At 72.0% G+C, this 15,892-nt stretch carries 15 protein-coding genes; 7 read left to right on the forward strand and 8 right to left on the reverse strand.

Going from position 1 to position 15,892, the window contains the following annotated elements:
* Nucleotides 1-96: 96 nt before the first annotated feature.
* Nucleotides 97-555: an SRPBCC family protein gene (locus P2F65_RS14250; RefSeq protein ID WP_275808984.1), complete on the reverse strand. Its 459-nt coding sequence runs from the start codon at nucleotides 553-555 to the stop codon at nucleotides 97-99.
* Nucleotides 556-735: 180 nt separating this feature from the next.
* On the opposite strand from P2F65_RS14250, the gene P2F65_RS14255 reads away from it, so the two are divergent.
* Nucleotides 736-1,497, forward strand: coding sequence for an SDR family NAD(P)-dependent oxidoreductase (locus P2F65_RS14255; protein ID WP_275808986.1), 762 nt, complete (start codon nucleotides 736-738; stop codon nucleotides 1,495-1,497).
* A gap of 43 nt (nucleotides 1,498-1,540) precedes the next feature.
* On the opposite strand, the gene P2F65_RS14260 is transcribed toward P2F65_RS14255, so the two are convergent.
* Nucleotides 1,541-2,806: an MFS transporter gene (locus P2F65_RS14260; RefSeq protein ID WP_275808989.1), complete on the reverse strand. Its 1,266-nt coding sequence runs from the start codon at nucleotides 2,804-2,806 to the stop codon at nucleotides 1,541-1,543.
* 86 nt (nucleotides 2,807-2,892) lie between these two features.
* Here P2F65_RS14260 and P2F65_RS14265 point away from each other — a divergent pair, with 86 nt between their 5' ends.
* Nucleotides 2,893-3,414 (forward strand): MarR family transcriptional regulator, encoded by a 522-nt coding sequence (locus tag P2F65_RS14265; RefSeq protein ID WP_275808992.1) that lies wholly within the window; start codon nucleotides 2,893-2,895, stop codon nucleotides 3,412-3,414.
* Between the two features lie 167 nt (nucleotides 3,415-3,581).
* Here the strand turns inward: P2F65_RS14265 and ndk are convergent, their stop codons facing one another.
* Genes ndk through P2F65_RS14280 form a run of 3 tightly spaced genes read right to left on the reverse strand, consistent with a single transcriptional unit; the run spans nucleotide 3,582 to nucleotide 4,701 of the window.
* The gene (gene ndk, locus P2F65_RS14270; protein WP_275808995.1) at nucleotides 3,582-4,010 is read right to left on the reverse strand and encodes a nucleoside-diphosphate kinase; all 429 of its coding nucleotides are present in this window, start codon (nucleotides 4,008-4,010) and stop codon (nucleotides 3,582-3,584) included.
* 5 nt (nucleotides 4,011-4,015) lie between these two features.
* On the reverse strand, nucleotides 4,016-4,432 hold the full coding sequence (locus P2F65_RS14275) for a DUF4233 domain-containing protein (RefSeq protein ID WP_275808998.1): 417 nt from the start codon (nucleotides 4,430-4,432) through the stop codon (nucleotides 4,016-4,018).
* Nucleotides 4,429-4,701 carry a hypothetical protein gene (locus tag P2F65_RS14280; RefSeq protein ID WP_275809001.1) on the reverse strand — a complete coding sequence of 91 codons (273 nt, stop codon included), beginning with the start codon at nucleotides 4,699-4,701 and terminating at the stop codon, nucleotides 4,429-4,431. The genes P2F65_RS14275 and P2F65_RS14280 overlap by 4 nt, the downstream gene beginning before the upstream one ends.
* A 71-nt stretch (nucleotides 4,702-4,772) precedes the next feature.
* Between P2F65_RS14280 and P2F65_RS14285 the strand changes: the two genes are divergently transcribed.
* From P2F65_RS14285 to P2F65_RS14300, 4 genes are all read left to right on the forward strand, one after another.
* A complete protein-coding gene (locus tag P2F65_RS14285) occupies nucleotides 4,773-5,396 on the forward strand; it encodes a cation transporter (RefSeq protein ID WP_275809003.1) in 624 nt (207 codons plus the stop codon).
* Complete coding sequence (locus P2F65_RS14290; protein WP_275809006.1) at nucleotides 5,393-6,436, forward strand: zinc-dependent alcohol dehydrogenase family protein; 1,044 nt, start codon at nucleotides 5,393-5,395, stop codon at nucleotides 6,434-6,436. Before P2F65_RS14285 ends, P2F65_RS14290 begins: the two co-directional genes overlap by 4 nt.
* A gap of 112 nt (nucleotides 6,437-6,548) precedes the next feature.
* Nucleotides 6,549-6,686, forward strand: coding sequence for a hypothetical protein (locus P2F65_RS14295; protein ID WP_275809009.1), 138 nt, complete (start codon nucleotides 6,549-6,551; stop codon nucleotides 6,684-6,686).
* Nucleotides 6,687-6,744: 58 nt separating this feature from the next.
* Complete coding sequence (locus tag P2F65_RS14300) at nucleotides 6,745-6,885, forward strand: hypothetical protein (protein ID WP_275809012.1); 141 nt, start codon at nucleotides 6,745-6,747, stop codon at nucleotides 6,883-6,885.
* 45 nt (nucleotides 6,886-6,930) lie between these two features.
* Here P2F65_RS14300 and P2F65_RS14305 read toward each other — a convergent pair whose 3' ends face one another.
* Nucleotides 6,931-8,334: a folylpolyglutamate synthase/dihydrofolate synthase family protein gene (locus P2F65_RS14305; RefSeq protein WP_275809014.1), complete on the reverse strand. Its 1,404-nt coding sequence runs from the start codon at nucleotides 8,332-8,334 to the stop codon at nucleotides 6,931-6,933.
* A complete protein-coding gene (gene ileS, locus P2F65_RS14310; protein ID WP_275809017.1) occupies nucleotides 8,334-11,609 on the reverse strand; it encodes an isoleucine--tRNA ligase in 3,276 nt (1,091 codons plus the stop codon). Before ileS ends, P2F65_RS14305 begins: the two co-directional genes overlap by 1 nt.
* 278 nt (nucleotides 11,610-11,887) lie before the next feature.
* On the opposite strand from ileS, the gene P2F65_RS14315 reads away from it, so the two are divergent.
* Nucleotides 11,888-13,246 (forward strand): FAD-linked oxidase C-terminal domain-containing protein, encoded by a 1,359-nt coding sequence (locus P2F65_RS14315; RefSeq protein ID WP_275809019.1) that lies wholly within the window; start codon nucleotides 11,888-11,890, stop codon nucleotides 13,244-13,246.
* Here the strand turns inward: P2F65_RS14315 and P2F65_RS14320 are convergent.
* Nucleotides 13,234-15,813 (reverse strand): cation-transporting P-type ATPase, encoded by a 2,580-nt coding sequence (locus P2F65_RS14320; protein ID WP_275809021.1) that lies wholly within the window; start codon nucleotides 15,811-15,813, stop codon nucleotides 13,234-13,236. The genes P2F65_RS14315 and P2F65_RS14320 overlap by 13 nt on opposite strands.
* Nucleotides 15,814-15,892 lie beyond the last annotated feature (79 nt).

Here is a 15,892-nt window from a genome sequence, read left to right on the forward strand (position 1 = left end):
GCTCCGCACGACGCGACGGGAGCCGCGACGTCGTGTCGCGGCTCCCGTCCTCGAGCGTCGTGACCGGAGCCGTGTCGGCACCGGCCGGGAACGAGGTCAGCCCTCGCGCGGCACCTCGCCCCGCCAGGCGCCCGTGGGGTGCGGCTGGGACTCGACGAGCTCCTTGAAGCGCTCGAGGTCCTTCTTCACCCGGCGCTCGACCACGCCGAGCTTGTCGCCCACGGTCTCGACGAGCCCCTCCGGCTCCATGTCGAGCTGCAGGTCGACCCGGGTGGTCTCCATGTCGAGCTTGTGGAAGTCGACCACTCCGGCGTGCTTCGTCTCGCCGTCTGCCTTCCAGGCGATGCGGGTGTCCGGCACCTGCTCGGTGATGGTCGCGTCGAACTCGCGCTCGACACCGGCGATCTTCACGCGCCAGTGCAGGTGCCGGTCGCCCACCTGGGTGACCTCCTCGACGCCGTCCATGAACTTCGGGAAGTCCTCGAACTGGGTCCACTGGTTGTAGGCGGCGGTGACATAGGTCTTGACGTCCACAGAGCCCTTGGCCGTGGTCATGGGTGTCCTCCTGACTTCGGGGTCGGTACCCAGCACGCTAGCCCTGGTGTGGGCAATGCACGCGGCGAGCGCGACCCCGGGCACCCGGGGGTGGGCCGTTGGCCTCTGGGACCAGGGTCCCGGCGCTGCGACGGTGCTGGTGGGACCACCGCGGGGGTGGCCGCCACCGAAGGAGGGACAGTGGGCGAGAGACTCGACGGACGCGTCGCCATCGTCACCGGCGCGGCCTCCGGCATCGGCAGGGCGATCGCCCTGCGCATGGCGGCCGAGGGCGCGGTCGTCATCGCCGCGGACCGCAATGCCGAGCGGCTCGATGAGCTCAAGGGTGAGGAGACCATGCCCGGCCAGGTGGTCCGGGTGACCTGCGACCTGGCGACCCCGGAAGGGGTCGAGGCCGTGGTCACGGCCGCCGGGGCCCACGGTGGTGCGGACGTCCTCGTCAACAACGCGGGGATCATGGACTGGTTCCTGCCCGCTGCCGACCTCGACGACGAGACCTGGGAGCGGGTGCTCTCGGTCAACGTCACGGCGCCCATGCGGCTGATGCGCGCGGTGCTCCCCGGGATGCTCGGGCAGGGCCGCGGCTCGATCATCAACGTCGCCTCGATCGCCGGGGTCACCGGTGGGGCGGCCGGCCTGGCCTACACCGCCTCCAAGCACGCGCTGGTCGGCATGACCCGCAACACGGCCTTCTTCTACGGCCCGCAGGGCGTGCGCACCAACGCCGTCTGCCCGGGCGGGGTCGAGACGCACATCGCCGAGGGTGGCGCCGTGCCGCGCGTCCCGTGGTCGTTCGAACGCCTCCAGGTCGGCTTCGGCCGAGCCCAGCGGCAGGCCCAGCCCGACGAGATCGCCTCGCTGGTCCTCTGGCTCGCCGGCGACGAGGCGGTCAATGTCAACGGAGCCATCATCCCCAGCGACGGGGGCTGGACCGCGGCCTAGCCTGGAAGGACTCGACCGCGGCCCCGGCTCGCCGGCGGGACGGTCAGGCCGCGAGCGCGGCATCCACGGTCGTGCTCGCGGTCGCCCGCTCGGGCCTGGCCCGGAGGCTGCACCGCAGACGCCACGCCGCGAAGACGGCCAATGCGCTGATCGCCACGTGCAGACCGATGAACAGCGACCCCAGCCCGGCTCCGAGCACGACCCCGGCCACCAGCGGCCCGACCGCGGACACGCCGGTCTGCAGCGCGGTGAAGATGCCGAGGGTCGTGCCGACCATGCCCTGCGGCGCGAGGCTGGCCGTGAGCGGGTTGAGCACGGGCGCGTACATCGTCTCGCCGACCGCGAACACGCCGAACGTCGTGACGAACAGCGCCGCGGCCAGGGCCGGGGTCTGCGACGCGGCCGCGAGCAGGAGCCACGACAGCGTCCAGATCGCGGCCACGCCCATGAGCAGGGTGGCAGCACCGCGCTGGGCCGTCAGGCGGACGACGACCATCTGCAGCGCGATGATGACGACGCAGTTGACCGCGGCGGCGATCCCGATGACCGTCTCCTCGACGTGGAGCACGGTGAGGGCGTAGGCCGGTAGTCCGCTCTCGAACTGGGCGTAGAAGCCGAGTGCGAGCGTGACGGTGACCAGCGCGGTCCACCTCAGCGCAGGGTTCGCCCAGATCAGGCGCAGCGCGGTGCGGGCAGCGACCCGCCCGGAGGACTCTGCCGCAGCCTCGACGCCGAGCTGCTCGTCGGCCACCGCAGGGGCACCGCGACCGGCGAGCAGGATCAGGAGCGCGGAGACCACGAACCCGGCCGCCGCCGTGGTGAACGCAGGCCACATGCCGTCGGCGCGGTCGAGGTCGACCATGTAACCGGCGGCGAACGCGCCGACCGCCATGCCCAGGGCCTGGCCGGTGAACTGCCAGGCGAAGACGCGGCGGCGGTCGGCTCCCCCGCCGACCCAGCGCAGGACCAGCACGGTCTGTGCCGGAGCCGCTGCCGTGATGCCCACGCCGAAGACGAACATGCCGAGCAGGAAGGTGGCCGGCGAACCGGCGACCACCAGGCCCAGGGCACCCAGGGCGGCCACCCCCTTGGCACCCACGGCGACGGCGACCGGGTTGACCCGGTCGGCCAGCCGGCCACCGACCGGTGCCGACAGCAGTGCGCCGATGGAGAACAGGCTGGATGCGGCAGCAGCCGCAAGGCTCCCCCAGCCACGGGTGTTCGCGGCGTAGGCGTACTGGTAGGGAAGAACGGTGCCCCAGCCGAGCATGGCGACGGCGGAGGCGAGGATGAGCAGACGGGCGCGCACGGGTATCGGTCGTTTCAGAGTTCGAAGTGGAATAATTCGAGATGCAAGATTTCGATTTCGAAATACTAGCATGACAGGATGGGCGCATGCCTGCCAAGAAGACCGCGTCGCAGTCGGCCCAGCGGCAGTACCAGGCGGCCGTGCGCGCCTACGTGGCGGCCGGTGGTGACGAGTCGGTGCAGCGGGTCATCACCGCCGTCTACGGCCTGACCCGCAAGCTCGACAAGTGGTACGGCCGCCAGCTGGCCGACCTCGGCCTGAGCCACGGCGAGTGGGCCGTCCTCGCCCACCTCGCCAAGGCCGGCGACTCCCCGGTGACCCCCAGCCAGCTCGCCGACGTCACCAGCTGCGCGGCATCGTCGATGACCCACCGGCTCGACCGGATGGCCGAGCGGGGCTGGGTGCGGCGTGAGCCCGACCCCGCGAACCGCACCCGGGTGCTCGTCACCCTCGACACCGCGGGGTGGGAGCTGTTCACGGCCGCCGTCCGTGAGGCGAACGTCGTCGAGTCCGACACCCTGGCCGGGCTCACCAAGGCCCAGCGCGAGACGCTGGCCTCCCTGCTCGAGGTGGTCATCGGCGGCCTCGACGACCTCGAGACCGCCTGACGTCTCTCAGCTGCCGCGTCCGCTCCGGGGCGAGCCGAGCGGGAGCGGCGGGGATGCCCCGAGAGCCCGTGGTTGGGCCTGGCAGGAGCACGGAGCGAAGCGGAGTGCGACCGGATAGGGCCGAGGGGCATCCCCGCCGCGGACGCGCCTGCTCAGGCGCAGTCCCGTCAGAGCTTGGGGAACCAGATCGCGATCTCGCGAGACGCGGACTCCGGCGAGTCGGAGCCGTGGACGATGTTCTCCTGGACCTTCCTGCCCCAGTCGCGGCCGAGGTCGCCCCGGATCGTGCCGGGCAGTGCCACGGTCGGGTCGGTGGCACCGGCGAGCGCGCGGAAGCCCTCGATGCAGCGGTTGCCCTCGATGACGACGGCGGCGACGTTGCCGCTCGACATGAACTCGACCAGCGGCTCGTAGAACGGCTTGCCCTCGTGCTCGGCGTAGTGGGCGGCCAGCATCTCGCGCGTCGGCGTCAACACGTCGAGGGCGACCAGGGCGTAGCCCTTGGCCTCGATGCGGCGGAGCACCTCGCCGGTGAGGCCGCGGGAGAAACCGTCGGGCTTGACCAGGACAAGGGAGCGTTCAGTCTGAGCAGTCACGGCGGTCAGCCTACCGACGGCGGTCGCGCGGACTCGTCGTGGGCCTGTGCCCTCCGCTGGGCCTGCAACGCGTCGATCCTGCTGCCCTGCACCATGCACAGCACCCACAGGGCCAGGAAGATCAGCCCCACGATGAGCATGGCCGGCACGACGAGCGCACTGAGCAGCGTGAGGGCCTGCACGACCCACCCCAGCGTCACCCCCCAGGGCCGGCGCACCAGGCCCGCGGCCACGACGCACAGCACCGCCAGTGCCGAACCCGTCGCCAGCCAGGCGCCGCCACTGTCGTCCCCACCGGCAGACGACATGGCCCGGGCCGCGAGGGCGCCGAAGAACACGATGATCGACTCGCCGGCGAGCACGGTGGCGAGCATCCGCCAGCTGAACGTGCCGAGCGTGCCGTAGAAGGTCAGGTGTCTCACGGCTTGCGCTGCCAGCTGCGGACGTCGATCGCCTGCTTCGCCTGCGCGAGCGAGGCGTTGGTGGCGTCGCGGTAGATCTTGATGGCGTTGATGGTCTTGCCCTCACTGAGCGCGTGGTCGATCGACTCCTGCACCCGTGGCGCCAGGTCGCTGACCGGCACGGGCGGCATGGGGTCCTCGGGCACCTGGCGGTCACGGAACTTGGTGACCAGCCAGAAGACCAGCACGACCAGCGCCAGGATCAGCAGCAGCTTGGTGAACGGGTGCATGCCCCAACCGTATGCCGTGCGCGCGGGGCCGCGCGCACCCCGCCCGGGCAGGTGCCTGATTGGATGAGCTCGTGGACGGACCCGCCATCACCACACGCCAGCTGCGCCGCACCGTGCTGCTGGTTGCGGCCCTCAACCTCGCCTACTTCTTCGTCGAGGTCGGCGTTGCGCTGGCGATCGGCTCGGTCTCGCTCTTCGCCGACAGCGTCGACTTCCTCGAGGACACCGCGGTCAACCTGCTCATCGCGCTGGCCCTCGGGCTGAGCGCGCACCGCCGGGCTCTGATGGGCAAGGCGATGGCGCTCATCATCCTGGTCCCGGCGCTGGCGGCTCTGTGGCAGGCGGTGGCGAAGTTCTCCGACCCCAGCCCCCCGGACCCGCTCTCCCTCGCGGTCACGGCAGGCGGCGCGATCATGGTGAACACCGTCTGCGCACTGCTCCTGGCCCGGATGCGCGCGCACGGCAGCAGCATGTCCCACGCTGCCTACCTCGCCGCCCGCAACGACGTCATCGCGAACGCCCTGATCATCGTGGTCGCCGGCCTCACGGTGTGGACGCTCTCGGGCTGGCCCGACATCGTCCTGGGCCTCGTGATCGTGGCGCTCAACGGCACCGCGGCCAAGGAGGTCTGGCAGCTCGCAGAGGAGGAGCGGCTGGCGGCCAAGGCGCTGGCCGGGGAGGAGCTCGACCCGTGAGGGCCGTCGCCTACACCGACTACGGCTCCCTGCCGAGGGTCGTCGAGGCGGCCGAGCCGGCATGCCCCGAGGACGGCGTCGTCATCGCGGTGCGCGCCACCGGCGTGTGCCGCTCGGACTGGCACGCGTGGAAGGGCCACGACCCGGTCACCCTCCCCCACACGCCCGGCCACGAGCTCGCCGGCGTGGTCGCGGAGGTCGGACCTGCGGTGCGCCGGTGGTCGGTCGGCGACCGGGTCACGGTGCCCTTCGTGTGCGGCTGCGGCACCTGCGACTGGTGCGCCGCCGGTGAGGCGCAGGTCTGCCCGAACCAGACCCAGCCCGGCTTCACCGGTCCCGGGTCCTTCGCCGAGCGGGTCGCGGTGCACGCTGCCGACCTCAACCTCGTGCTGCTGCCGGACTCCGTCGACTTCGTCACGGCAGCCTCGCTCGGCTGCCGGTTCGCCACGGCCTTCCGCGCGCTCACCGTCCACGGGCGAGTGGGCCACGGGGACTGGCTGGTGGTGCACGGCTGCGGTGGCGTCGGTCTCTCCGCGGTCATGATCGGCGCCGCCCTCGGTGCCAGGGTCGTCGCCGTCGACGTCTCCCCCGCCGCCCTCGAGCGCGCCCGGGCCGTCGGCGCCGAGGTGGTTGTCGACGCCCGTGAGCGCGCCGACGTGGCGGAGCGGGTGCGGGAGGCCACCAGCGGCGGAGCGCACGTCTCGCTCGACGCCCTGGGTGCCCCGGAGACCTCCGTGGCCTCGGTGCTCAGCCTCCGGCGGCGGGGACGCCACGTGCAGGTCGGTCTGCTGCTGGGCGACGCGGCGACGCCGCCGCTGCCGATGGACCGGGTGGTCGCGCACGAGCTGGAGGTCTACGGCTCCCACGGCATGGCGGCGCACGAGTACCCAGCCATGCTGGCGATGGTCGAGGACGGCCGGTTCCAGCCCGACCTGCTCGTCGGTGACGTCATCGACCTCGACCGGGCCGGCGAGGCACTGGCTGCGATGGACCGACCGCGCGCCGGGGCCGGCATGACGGTCGTCTCTCTCCCTGCATGACCGCCTCGTCGCGCCCGGGTCCTTCGGACCATGTCCGGCCGCGGCCACCGGGCGTACGGTCGACCTGAGGAGCCCCCGATTCGCAGGGCCTCCACACGGGAAGGCAGGAGTCATGGGCCAGAAGTCCAAGCCCACGCACGCGGCCAAGAAGCCGGGCAAGTCGATCAAGGAGCGACGGGCGGAGAAGCGGGCCAAGGCCGACTTCACGTCCACCCACCTCGACATCCACGAGCTCGCCAAGCACCGCTGACGGCGGGGGCGTACCGTCAGGGGGTGAGGCCACCCAGGCCTCCAGCCAGGGAGCAGCCATGAGTGACAAGTCGCCCCGTTCGCACATGTCCAAGAAGGCCGGCAAGTCCATCAAGGAGAAACGCGCCGAGAAGCACGCCAAGACCGACGCCAAGGCGTCGCACCACCTCGACATCCACGACCTGGGCAGGAAGCGGTGACATCAGGGCGGCCACGAACGGTGGCCTTGGCCGTCCTGACCTGACTCACACCTCGGTGGTGCCGAGCAGCATGCGGACCTCTGCGGCGGTGGTCACCGAGCCGGTGGCCACCACTCCCCCGCCGACTCCGCCCTCGTCGGCGAGGCCGGCGGCGGTGTCGAGCGCGTCCGGGAGCTGATGGACCACGGTCACGCGGTCCTCGCCGAAGATGTCCGCGGCGAGCTCGCCGAGCTCCTCGGGCCGCATGGCACGCGGCGACGTCGTCGAGGTGATGACGACGTGGTCGAACACGGGCTCGAGCACCTCGAGCATCTCGGTGGCCGGCTTGTCCTTGAGGATCGCGACGACCCCCACGAGTCGGGCGAAGTTGAACGAGTCCTCGAGCGCGTGGCGCAGAGCGAGCGCCCCGGCGGTGTTGTGGGCGGCGTCCACGATGACCGTGGGTGAGCGCCGGACGATCTCGAGGCGGCCCGGCGAGGCGACCGCGGCCAGCCCGGCTCGGACGACCTCCGGGTCGAGCCGCTGCTCTCCGCCGCCGAGGAAGGCCTCGACCGCGGCCAGCGCCAGCACCGTGTTGTGGGCCTGGTGCGCGCCGTGCAGCGGCAGGAACAGGTCGGTGTAGTCACCGGCCATGCCGCGCACCGAGATCTGCTGCCCGCCCACCCCGACCTCGCGGGTGAGGAGACCGAAGTCGTTGCCCTCGAAAGCGATCCGCGCGCGCACCTCGGTGGCGCGGTCGAGCAGCACCTGGGCGACCTCGGGCTCCTGCACCGCGACGACGGCCACCGCGTCGGGCTTGATGATCCCGGACTTCTCCCCCGCGATCTCCTCGAGCGTGGTGCCGAGGAAGTGCTGGTGGTCGAGCGCCACCGGGGTCACCACGGCGACCGAGCCGTCGGCGACGTTGGTGGCGTCCCAGCCGCCGCCCATACCCACCTCGACGATGGCGACGTCGACGGGGGCGTCGGCGAACGCGGCATACGCCACCGCCACGAGCACCTCGAAGAAGGTCATGCGCGGGCCGCCCTCGGCGACCGACCGGGCGTCGACCGTCTCGATGAACGGCAGCACGTCGTCGTAGGCGGCGAGGAACTTCTCCTCGGAGATCGGCTCACCCGACAGCGCGATCCGCTCCCGCACGGTGTGCAGGTGCGGCGAGGTGAACCGGCCCGTGCGCAGGCCCAGCTCGCGCAGCAGCGACTCGATGATGCGCGTCGTCGACGTCTTGCCGTTGGTGCCGGTCAGGTGGATGACCGGGTAGCTGCGCTGGGGGTCGCCGAGCAGCTCCATCACCGCGGCGATGCGGTCGAGGCTGGGCTCGAGGTCGTGCTCCGGCGCGCGGGCGAGGATCGCCTCCTCGGCCAGGCGCATCCGCTTCCGGACCTCGAGGTTGTGCGCGGCGGCCTGCTGAGCGGCGTCGGGGCGACCCGAGCGGTTCGTGCCCGCCATCAGAGCTTCATCACCTTGATGCGCACGGCCTGGCCGTCACCGACCGTGGCCTCGACCACGTCGGCCCGCTGCGGCAGGGCCTCGAGCTGCGGGGCGGACCCGAACTGCGAGGCGAGCGTCTCCTCGACGATGAGCGACTGGTGGGCCACCGTCGCCTCCCACACGTCCTGGTCGCCCGTGACGGTGAGGCTGATCCGGTCGCTGACCTCGAGGCCGGCGTCCCGGCGGGCCTGCTGCACGGCGCGGACGATGTCACGCGCCAGGCCTTCTTGGGCCAGCTCCGGCGTCACCTCGGTGTCGAGGACGACGAAGCCACCGCTGGGCAGCATCGCCGTGGCGCGCGAGCCGCCCGCCGCGGACTGGTCGACGACCGTCTCGAGGGCGTACTCGCCCTCCTGCAGCGCCAGGCCACCGGCCACCACCGTGCCGTCCTCGGCCACCGACCAGTCACCGCTCTTGCTGCCCTTGATGGCCTGCTGCACGTCGCGGCCCAGGCGCGGCCCGGCGGCACGGGCGTTGACGGTCAGCCTCTGCGAGACGCCGAAGTCGGCCTGGCTGGCCTCCGTCACGTCGCGCAGGGTGACGGTGCGGACGTTGACCTCGTCGGCGACGATCGCGCCGAAGTCCTTCAACGACGCGGCGTCCTGCACCACTACGGTGAGGTCGCGCAGCGGCAGGCGCACCCGCAGGCTGTTGGCCTTGCGCAGCGACGACGCCGTCGAGCAGACCTCGCGCGCGGTGTCCATGGCCGCCACCAGGGCGTGGTCGCTCGGCAGGTCCGAGGGGTCGGGCCAGTCGGTGAGGTGCACCGACCGCCCGCCCGTCAGGCCGCGCCAGATCTCCTCGGTGGTCAGCGGCAGCAGCGGAGCCGCCACCCGGCAGACGACCTCGAGGGCCGTGTAGAGGGTGTCGAACGCCGCCCCCGACACCGACGAGTCGGCGCCGGCGGTGTCCCAGAACCGGTCCCGGCTGCGCCGGATGTACCAGTTGGTGAGGACGTCGAGGAACGTGCGGGTCGAGTCGCAGGCGCCGGCGATGTCGTAGGCCTCGAGCTGGGTCTGCGCCTGCTCGACGAACTCGCGCAGCTTGGCCAGCAGGTAGCGGTCGAGCACGTCGGTCGACCCGGTGGACCACTTCGCCTCGTAGCCCTTCCCGCCGTTCGCGGCGTTGGCGTAGAGGCTGAAGAAGTACCAGGAGTTCCACAGCGGGATCAGCACCTGGCGCACGCCGTCGCGGATGCCCTGCTCGGTGACGACGAGGTTGCCGCCGCGCAGGATCGGCGAGCTCATGAGGAACCAGCGCATCGCGTCCGCGCCGTCACGGTCGAACACCTCGCGCACATCGGGGTAGTTCTTCAGCGACTTCGACATCTTCTGCCCGTCGGAGCCGAGCACGATGCCGTGGCTCACGCAGGAGGAGAAGGCGGGCCGGTCGAACAGCGCCGTGGCCAGGATGTGCAGCGTGTAGAACCAGCCGCGCGTCTGGCCGATGTACTCGACGATGAAGTCGCCCGGGAAGTGGTGCTCGAACCACTCGGCGTTCTCGAACGGGTAGTGCACCTGGGCGAACGACATCGACCCGGAGTCGAACCACACGTCGAGCACGTCCTCGACCCGGCGCATGGTGGAGTTGCCGGTCGGGTCGTCCGGGTTGGGGCGGGTGAGCCGGTCGATGAACGGCCGGTGCAGGTCCTTGACCTCGACGCCGAAGTCGCGCTCGAGCTCCTCGAAGCTCCCGTAGACATCGATACGCGGGTACTCCGGGTTGTCCGACTTCCACACGGGAATCGGGCTGCCCCAGAAGCGGTTTCGCGAGATCGACCAGTCGCGGGCATTCTCGAGCCACTTGCCGAACTGGCCGTGCTTGACGTGCTCGGGCACCCACGTGATCTGGTCGTTGAGCTCGAGCATGCGGTCCTTGAACTTCGTCACCTCGACGAACCAGGACGAGACGGCCATGTAGATCAGCGGCTGCCGGCAGCGCCAGCAGTGCGGGTAGGAGTGCGCGTAGGACTCGCGGCGCAGCAGCACGGTGCCCGGGGTCACCGCGCCGTGGTCGCCCGTGCCGCGGGTGGCCGCCTTGAGGTCGTCGATGATGAGCGCGTTGGCGTCGAAGACCTGCACGCCCTCGTAGTCGATGACCGGGTAGGCGAACTTGCCGTCGGCGCCGACGGGCACGACGGGCTTGATGCCCTCGCGGTCGGTCGTGACCTTGTCCTCCTCACCGAAGGCGCCGGCGTTGTGGACCAGGCCGGTGCCGTCGGTGGTGGTCACGTAGTCGTCGGCCACGATGCGGTGGGCGCCCCGGTGCCCCTTGAAGTAGGAGAACGGCGGCGTGTAGGACCGGCCCACGAGGTCGGATCCCTTGAGCCGCTCGACGATGCGCGACTCCAACGCCTCCGGGCTGTCGCCGCCGAGCTCGCGGGCGTAGGCCGGGAGCCGGGCCTCCGCGAGGACGTAGCGCTCCGTCGTGCCGGTGAAGTCCGACTCCACGACGACGTAGTCGATGTCCGGGCCCACCACGACGAGCAGGTTCGACGGCAGGGTCCAGGGCGTGGTCGTCCAGATGAGGGCCAGCTCGCCGGTCTCGAGGCGCAGGCCGACCGTGACCGAGGGGTCCTGGCGCACCTGGTAGACCTCGTCGTCCATGCGCAGCTCGTGGTTGCTCAGCGGCGTCTGGTCGTTCCAGCAGTAGGGCAGCACCCGGAAGCCCTCGTACACCAGGCCCTGGTCGTAGAGCTGCTTGAACGCCCAGATGACGCTCTCCATGTACTGCGGGTTCAGCGTCTTGTAGTCGTTGTCGAAGTCGACCCAGCGCGCCTGCCGGGTGACGTACTCGCGCCACTCGTCGGTGTACTTCAGCACCGAGCTGCGGCACTTGGCGTTGAAGTCCTCGATGCCGAGCTCGAGGATCTCGTCCTTGGTCTTGATGCCGAGCTGGCTCATCGCCTCGAGCTCGGCGGGCAGGCCGTGGGTGTCCCAGCCGAAACGCCGCTCGACGCGCCTGCCACGCATGGTCTGGTAGCGCGGAACGACGTCCTTGACGTAGCCGGTCAGCAGGTGGCCGTAGTGCGGCAGGCCGTTGGCGAAGGGCGGTCCGTCGTAGAAGACGAACTCGTTGGCGCCGTTCTCACCCATCTCGCGGTTCGCCACGGACGCCTGGAAGGTGCCGTCCTCGTCCCAGTACCTGAGGATGCGCTCCTCGATCTCCGGGAACCTCGGGCTCGCGGGGACGCTGGTGCTGGTCGGGTCGCTGGAGACCTTCGGGTAGGTCATTCGGCAGGTCCTTCGTCGCTCGTGTCGCTTCGACTTCCCACGAGGACGACGTCGCCGGGTCCTTCCCCGGCGGCACCGCGGTACCACCTCGCTTGCCGTACGCGCCGGAGGTGCCGACGGCATACGACCGCTCTGGTCCAGGCTGTGACGGGCCCTCCCGTCCGGTTCTACTGAGCACCCGCCCACCGGGCAGGTGGGTGCCGTTCTTCCGGAGGCTCGCCGGTGATGGCCGGGTCGACGCCGTTGGGACGCAGTCTAGCGGCGCCTAGGGTGGGACCGTGACCACGATTCCCGCCGCCGTCGCCGCCCGTCTCGTGACCGACCCCGACGTCAAGGCCACGTATGCCGTGGACGAGTCCGTGGGCGCGGTGCCGCCGGGCGACTTCGAGGTGGTGCGGGCCCGTGACCTCGCCGACGTGGTCGAGGTGATGCGGCACGCGCACGAGACGCGGACCCCGGTGGTGCCCCAGGGTGCACGCAGCTCGCTCACCGGTGGTTCAGTCGCCATCGAGGGCGGCATCGTGCTCAACGTCGAGGCGCTCGACACGGTCAGCGAGGTCGACCCGCTCGAGGGGCTGGCCGTGGCCGGGCCCGGCGTCGTCAACGCCGACCTCAAGGCCACGGTCGCCGAGCATGGCCTGTTCTACCCGCCGGACCCGGCCTCGTCGGCCTTCTGCACGATCGGCGGCAACGTCGCCACCAACGCCGGCGGGCTGTGCTGCGTGAAGTACGGCGTGACGGCCGACTACGTCCGTGGGCTGCAGGTGGTGCTGCCCGGCGGCGAGGTCATCCGCACCGGGCACCGCACCGCCAAGGGCGTGGCCGGGCTGAACCTCACCGGGCTCTTCGTCGGCTCCGAGGGCACCCTGGGCGTCGTGACCGAGGTGGTGGCCAGGGTCGTGCCGGCCCCCGACCCGGCGCTGACCGTGCTGGGCACGTTCGAGTCCCTGGAGGACGCGAGCACCGCGATCGCCGCCCTGCGACGTGAGCGCCACGTGCCGAGCCTCGTCGAGCTTATGGACCGCGCCTCGATCACCGCCGTCCAGGCCCTCGCCGACTACGGCTACCCGGGCGACTGCGAGGCGGCGCTCATCGTGCAGTCCGACCGGCCCGGCCACACCGCCGAGGACGTCGCGCTCTACGCCGAGATCCTCGAGAAGGCCGGGGCCAGCGAGGTCGCCGTCGCTGACGACGTGCAGGAGGCCGACCTCCTGCTCGCGGGTCGCCGTGCGCTCAGCCCCGCGCTGGAGGCCAAGGGCCCCCGCTTCCTCGAGGACGTCTGCGTGCCCGTGGGCCGGCTCACCGACCTCATCCGGGCCGGCCAGCGGATCGCCGCCCGCCGGGGGCTCGAGATCACCATGTCGGGGCACGCAGGCGACGGCAACCTGCACCCCAGCATCTTCTTCGACGACAAGGACGAGGCCAGCCGCGAGAACGCCGAGGGCGCCTTCGGCGAGCTGGTCGCGACGGCGCTGGAGTTCGGCGGCACCATCACCGGCGAGCACGGCGTCGGGTCGCTCAAGGCCAAGTGGCTCGCCCAGGAGCTCGGCGAGCGCGAGCTCGAGCGCCAGCGCGCGGTCAAGGCGCTGTTCGACCCCCGCGGGATCATGAACCCCGGCCGCGTCTACTGGTCCTGACCACGCCGAGCGCGTGCGCGGCGGGCCTTGTCGGCAGCGTCGACAGCCAGCACGAGCGGGGGCGCGGCCAGGGCCACCGCCCAACCGGCGGCAGGCGGGCCCGCCTGACCCAGCACCCCGGCCACGGCAGGAACCAGGAGCACGGCGAAGGAGAAGGCGAGCTCCGCGACCCCGGCTGGAAGCAGCAGGCGGTTGGTCGTCCAACCGAGCGCGCCCGGCCACCGGGTCGAGCTCCGGCAGGCGAACACGTTGGCCTTCTGGCCGAAGACGACAGTCATGAACGCCGCGCCCGAGGCCGCGAGCAACGCGTCGCCGGTCGGGAACCTCTCTCCGGGACTCCACCCCGCGGCCGCCATCGACACCAGGAACGCGACCATCGACAGCGCCGCGATGAGTGGCCCCAGAAGGCCGAACGCCCGCCGCAGCACCGTCCCGTTCATGAGCCGACCGGACACGGGCGGCCTGTCCAGGAGGTGACGAGCCGGCGGCTCGGCCCCCAGCGCGACTGCCGAGAGGGTGTCGGTCCCGATGTCGATCGCCAGGATCTGGAGGACGCCCAGTGCCAGCGGGAACGACCCGCCGGAGAGCGCCCACACCACGAACGGCGTCAGCTCGGCCACGTTGTCGGTCAGGTGGTAGGTGAGGAAGCGTCGGACGTTGACGTAGGTCGCCCGGCCCTGCTCGATGCCCGCGACGATGCTCGAGAACGCGTCGTCGAGCAGCACGAGGTCGGCCGCCTCGCGGGCCACGTCGGTGCCGGAGCGGCCCATCGCCACACCGATGTCGGCCTCGTGCAGGGCGGGCGCGTCGTTCACGCCGTCTCCGGTCATCGCCACGACGTGGCCCCCAGAACGCAGGGCCCGGGCGATGCGCAGCTTGTCCTCGGGCGAGACGCGGGCCACCACGATCCCGTCGTGGTCGAGCACCGCGGCCAGGACGCGATCGTTCGCGGGCAGCTCGGCGCCGACGAGCACCGGGTCGCCGGGGCGGCGCAGGCCCACCTGGTCGGCGATCGCGGCCGCGGTCGCCGGGTGGTCGCCCGTCACCATGGCCACGGCGACACCGGCGCTCCGGCAGGTCGCCAGCGCCTCGGGCACGTCGTCCCGGGGCGGGTCCTCCAGGGCCACGAGGCCCAGGAGGTGCAGCTGGCCCTCCACCTCGTCGGGTGTGCGGGCGACCTCGGCCGCGGCGGTCCCGGCCGCCAGCGCCAGCACTCGCAGCCCGCGCGCCGTCATCGCCTCCACCTCCGCCCGCCCGGCGTCGCCGTCGGCGCACAGCGGCAGGACGGTGTCGGGCGCCCCCTTGACGAACACGTCGCCGTCGAACACCACCGCCATGCGGCGCCGGCGCGGGTCGAAGGGGAACCGCATCACCGAGTGGTGGCGGTGACGGTCGTCGTCGGTGTCGATGCCCAGGCGCCGGGCGAAGACGTCGAGGGCCGCCTCCATGGGGTCGCCGTGGGCCCGCCAGCCCGCCGCCGTGTGGACGGCGTACCCGGTCGAGCACCGCATCCCGGCCAGGGCGAGGGCGACGCAGGCGTCGTGCGCGGCCGGGGCAGACCACGCCAGCTCGGCGGCGGGCTCGTACCCGGCACCGTCCACGGCGACCCCACCTGACGGGGTCCAGGCCTCGACGACGGCCATCCGGTTCTGGGTCAGGGTGCCGGTCTTGTCGGTGCAGATGAAGTCGGTCGACCCGAGCGTCTCGACCGCGTCGAGGTTGCGCACGAGGATCTGGCGCCGCGCCATCTGCTCCGAGCCCCACGCCAGCGACAGGGTCACCGTCGGCAGCAGCGCCTCGGGCACCAGGGCGACGGTGACCCCGATGGCGAAGATGAAGCCGTCGCGCAGCGGGTTGCCGACCAGGAGCGAGACCGCGAAGAAGAGCCCGCCCACGCCGAGGGCGATGACGGCGATCAGCCGCACGACGGCCTGCAGTTCCCGGGTCAGCGGGGTGACGGGCTTCGGGGAGGCGGTCGTGAGCCGGGCGATCCGGGCCAGGCGGGTCTGCCCCCCGGTGGCCACCACGACGGCGCGGGCCTCGCCCTCCACGGCGAAGGTCCCGGCATACAACGCCTCGTCCCTGCCCACCGAGGCCGCCTCGCTCTCGCCGGTGAGCATGGAGGTGTCGACGAGCAGGCGGTTGGCCATGGTGACGGTGGCGTCAGCCGGCACCCGGTCGCCGCTCTCGAGCAGCAGCAGGTCCCCCACGACGACGTCCTCGGCCTCGATGATCCGGCGGCGACCGTCGCGCCGGACGGTCACGCGGGTCGGCAGCATCGCTCGCAGCCGCTCGGCCGCCCGGTCCGCCCGGGCCCGCTGGGCGAAGGCGAAGAGGGCGTTGAGCACGATGACGGCGGCGATGGCCACCCCGAGCTCGGGCAGCCCGGCGAGCAGGGCGAGCCCGGCAGCCACCCACAGCATGAGCGCGAAGAAGTGGGTCAGCTCCTGGGCGAGGCGCCGCGCGACCGACGGTCGCCGTGGCTGGGGTAGCAGGTTCGGGCCGTGGGCGGCGCGCCGAGCAGCCGCCTCCGCCGAGCTGAGGCCGGTCGCGGTGGCTGCGGCCATGGGCGCCCCTTCCGCTCTCGGGGCCAGCATGTCGGCGGCGCGCGGCTCCCGGGGAGGGGCCTAGGTCCCGCGGGCCGGG

Source organism: Knoellia sp. p5-6-4 (assembly GCF_029222705.1).
Taxonomy (GTDB): domain Bacteria; phylum Actinomycetota; class Actinomycetes; order Actinomycetales; family Dermatophilaceae; genus Pedococcus_A.

What these genes read in the sequence shown, in the direction of transcription:
- P2F65_RS14250 (WP_275808984.1), bottom strand. Translation starts at nt 555, where the DNA reads ATGACCACGGCCAAGGGCTCTGTGGACGTCAAGACCTATGTCACCGCC.
- P2F65_RS14300 (WP_275809012.1), top strand. Translation starts at nt 6,745, where the DNA reads ATGAGTGACAAGTCGCCCCGTTCGCACATGTCCAAGAAGGCCGGCAAG.
- P2F65_RS14295 (WP_275809009.1), top strand. Translation starts at nt 6,549, where the DNA reads ATGGGCCAGAAGTCCAAGCCCACGCACGCGGCCAAGAAGCCGGGCAAG.
- P2F65_RS14320 (WP_275809021.1), bottom strand. Translation starts at nt 15,813, where the DNA reads ATGGCCGCAGCCACCGCGACCGGCCTCAGCTCGGCGGAGGCGGCTGCT.
- P2F65_RS14305 (WP_275809014.1), bottom strand. Translation starts at nt 8,334, where the DNA reads ATGGCGGGCACGAACCGCTCGGGTCGCCCCGACGCCGCTCAGCAGGCC.
- P2F65_RS14265 (WP_275808992.1), top strand. Translation starts at nt 2,893, where the DNA reads ATGCCTGCCAAGAAGACCGCGTCGCAGTCGGCCCAGCGGCAGTACCAG.
- P2F65_RS14280 (WP_275809001.1), bottom strand. Translation starts at nt 4,701, where the DNA reads ATGCACCCGTTCACCAAGCTGCTGCTGATCCTGGCGCTGGTCGTGCTG.
- ileS (WP_275809017.1), bottom strand. Translation starts at nt 11,609, where the DNA reads ATGACCTACCCGAAGGTCTCCAGCGACCCGACCAGCACCAGCGTCCCC.